This is a genomic window from Collinsella sp. OM06-18AC (assembly GCF_003438785.1).
GTDB lineage: Bacteria > Actinomycetota > Coriobacteriia > Coriobacteriales > Coriobacteriaceae > Collinsella.
Genome location: NZ_QSTX01000025.1, coordinates 454 through 2246, shown reverse-complemented (window position 1 = coordinate 2246; position 1793 = coordinate 454). Strand labels below are relative to the sequence as shown.

The window sequence follows — 1793 nt, the reverse complement described above, 5'->3', positions numbered from 1 at the left end:
CCGAGCATGGCGAAGCCCATGGCCGGCAGGATGTTGGCGGCAACGCCAAAGCCAGCAAGGACAAAGGGCGGGATGAAGTCGAGCATGCCCTGGATGGCGTCAGCACCCAGATAGAACGACAGCGAGCACAGCAGGAACGCCATGATGATACCGGTCAAACCGATCAGGAAGTGCATCGCATAGACACCCTTAAGGTTGCCCTGGCCGGAGAAGACATCAGCGCGGTCAACCAGAATCGGCAGGGCGGCGTTGAGGATGTTCTTGATGGCAAGGCACAGCGTGGCGATGGGCATAGCGAGCGCGATGGCTGCCTCGGTGCTCTGGCCCAACTGGATAGCGAAGGCGCAGGCGAGCACGCCGCCGATCGTCTCATCAGGCGGCACGTAGGCGCCGATGGAGATCGAGCCCATGAACAGAAGCTCCAGGCTGGCGCCGATCGCGAGGCCGGACTGCAGGTCCCCCAGCACCAGGCCCACGAGCGGGCACAGGACGATGGGGCGGAACGCATAGAGCGTACCGAGCTGGAAGTCGAACTTACCAAATGCGGCGATAAGTCCGATGAGGATTGCTTGGGTAAGCATATATCCCCCTTTCCTAATAGGACACTACGAAGAGCTCAGACTCTTCGAAATTGAACGCCTAGAGCACGCTTGCGCAGTCAACCTTGGGGTCATCGGCCAGAGGACGGATCTCGACCTCGACGCCGTTGTTCAGCATCTCACGCACATCGGCCTCCTCGGCTGCAGTCAGGAAGATCTGACGAGAGACCTGACGAGCATCGGGGCGCTTCTCGTCCTTGGGCTTGGTGTTGCCCAGGTTGACCGACTTGATCTGCGGGCAGCCTTCAACAAGCTGCTTTGCCTCAGCGATGGTGGCGACACAGATAATCATCTTGTATTTGTCAGTCACACCCGAGTTAATGGCCTCGATGGCATTCGCCATATCCTTGATGACGAGCTTGCAGCCGGCAGGCTTGCCCATCTTGAGCGTCGTCTTCCACACCGGGTCGTTGGCGACCTTATCGCCCACGCAGAAAATGCAGTTGGAGCCAAGGCCCTGGACCCAAGAGACCGCGACCTGGCCATGAAGCAGGCGATGGTCGACGCGAAGTAGCTGAATCATAATGTGACCCCCCAAAGGTCTTGTGCCGTCTTACGGCGTGTCAGTAGGTGCTGCGGATTAGAACTCTTCTTCCTCTTCGTCATCGACCAAAAGATCGTTGACAAACTTCACGCGCGTATCGTCCGCAGCGACGATGGCGCGAATCGTCTCCTCAACCGGCGCCGACTCGTCAGAGAACAGCAGCTGGATAAGCAGAGGAAGGTTCATGTTGGTAACGAGGTACGTGCGGGGACGCGTCTGGACGATCTTGGTGAACTCGTTGTTGACGCTGCCGCCAAAGAGGTCGGTGCAGACAACGACATCATCGTCGGCAGCCATGCCTGCCAGCAGTTTTTGGGCCTCCTCGGCCACGTCCATGCGGTCATCGACGAACATCGAAAGATCGTGGACGTTGTCGCGAGCGCCCGAGAGCAGCTCGACACTCTCCTTGATGCCGGTAGCGAAGTGCGCATGGCTGGCGATGATGTACTGCCTCATTCTGTGTTCCTCTCAATAGCCCGGCGCGTTCCCGCACCCGTTTTCTTTAGTAGTCGAACTGGTGATAGTAGCGACGATACTTGAGGTTGTGCTTGGTGACCGTCTCGTAGTAGCGAGCCAGGCGGTCGGTAACGAGCACCGTCAGAATCCACGGAGACACGATGACGCGGAACTCGTCGTCAAGGCCGGGGATC

The 1793-nt window shown here is 58.7% G+C and carries 3 protein-coding genes and 1 pseudogene; all 4 read right to left on the bottom strand.

Annotation, left to right across the window (positions count from 1 at the left end):
- A partial coding sequence (locus tag DXB86_RS09785; RefSeq protein ID WP_147324173.1) for a PTS sugar transporter subunit IIC occupies nucleotides 1–581 on the bottom strand: 581 nt, incomplete at its 3' end.
- Nucleotides 582–639: 58 nt separating this feature from the next.
- On the bottom strand, nucleotides 640–1122 hold the full coding sequence (locus DXB86_RS09780; RefSeq protein ID WP_117565058.1) for a PTS sugar transporter subunit IIB: 483 nt from the start codon (nucleotides 1120–1122) through the stop codon (nucleotides 640–642).
- A 57-nt stretch (nucleotides 1123–1179) separates the two neighbouring features.
- On the bottom strand, nucleotides 1180–1599 hold the full coding sequence (locus DXB86_RS09775) for a PTS sugar transporter subunit IIA (protein ID WP_117565057.1): 420 nt from the start codon (nucleotides 1597–1599) through the stop codon (nucleotides 1180–1182).
- Nucleotides 1600–1645: 46 nt separating this feature from the next.
- Nucleotides 1646–1793 (bottom strand): annotated as a pseudogene (locus tag DXB86_RS10230) (SIS domain-containing protein); the annotation flags it as partial.